This is a genomic window from Streptomyces deserti, from assembly GCF_054782695.1.
In genome coordinates this window covers 3,598-4,935 of the sequence record NZ_BAAGRZ010000081.1, presented here as the reverse complement: position 1 = coordinate 4,935, position 1,338 = coordinate 3,598, and the positions used below count along the sequence as shown (strand labels likewise).

1 other annotated feature (only partly in view) is annotated in these 1,338 nt (G+C 56.3%).

The features are described from left to right. Positions 1–21: 21 nt before the first annotated feature. Positions 22–1,338 (bottom strand) — a sequence feature (mutual gap in cmsearch alignment for this rRNA model is longer than 100); it runs 1,797 nt beyond the window's last position.

Genomic DNA, 1,338 nt, shown 5'->3' with positions numbered 1-1,338 from the left:
ACACAGTGGACGCGAGCATCTATGGACAAGCCCTCGGCCTATTAGTACCGGTCAACTCCACACCTTACGATGCTTCCATATCCGGCCTATCAACCCAGTCGTCTACTGGGAGCCTTACCCTCTTATAGAGGTGGGAGTCCTCATCTCGAAGCAGGCTTCCCGCTTAGATGCTTTCAGCGGTTATCCCTCCCGAACGTAGCCAACCAGCCATGCCCTTGGCAGAACAACTGGCACACCAGAGGTTCGTCCGTCCCGGTCCTCTCGTACTAGGGACAGCCCTTCTCAAGACTCCTACGCGCACAGCGGATAGGGACCGAACTGTCTCACGACGTTCTAAACCCAGCTCGCGTACCGCTTTAATGGGCGAACAGCCCAACCCTTGGGACCGACTCCAGCCCCAGGATGCGACGAGCCGACATCGAGGTGCCAAACCATCCCGTCGATATGGACTCTTGGGGAAGATCAGCCTGTTATCCCCGGGGTACCTTTTATCCGTTGAGCGACGGCGCTTCCACAAGCCACCGCCGGATCACTAGTCCCGACTTTCGTCCCTGCTCGACCCGTCGGTCTCACAGTCAAGCTCCCTTGTGCACTTACACTCAACACCTGATTGCCAACCAGGCTGAGGGAACCTTTGGGCGCCTCCGTTACCCTTTAGGAGGCAACCGCCCCAGTTAAACTACCCATCAGACACTGTCCCTGATCCGGATCACGGACCCAGGTTAGACATCCAGCACGACCAGACTGGTATTTCAACGACGACTCCACCCGAACTGGCGTCCAGGCTTCACAGTCTCCCAGCTATCCTACACAAGCCGAACCGAACACCAATATCAAACTGTAGTAAAGGTCCCGGGGTCTTTCCGTCCTGCTGCGCGAAACGAGCATCTTTACTCGTAGTGCAATTTCACCGGGCCTATGGTTGAGACAGTCGAGAAGTCGTTACGCCATTCGTGCAGGTCGGAACTTACCCGACAAGGAATTTCGCTACCTTAGGATGGTTATAGTTACCACCGCCGTTTACTGGCGCTTAAGTTCTCAGCTTCGCCCCACCGAAATGGAGCTAACCGGTCCCCTTAACGTTCCAGCACCGGGCAGGCGTCAGTCCGTATACATCGCCTTACGGCTTCGCACGGACCTGTGTTTTTAGTAAACAGTCGCTTCTCGCTGGTCTCTGCGGCCACCCCCAGCTCAGACCGTAAAGATCATCACCAGGACTGGCCCCCCTTCTCCCGAAGTTACGGGGGCATTTTGCCGAGTTCCTTAACCATAGTTCACCCGAACGCCTCGGTATTCTCTACCTGACCACCTGAGTCGGTTTAGGGTACGGGCCGCCAT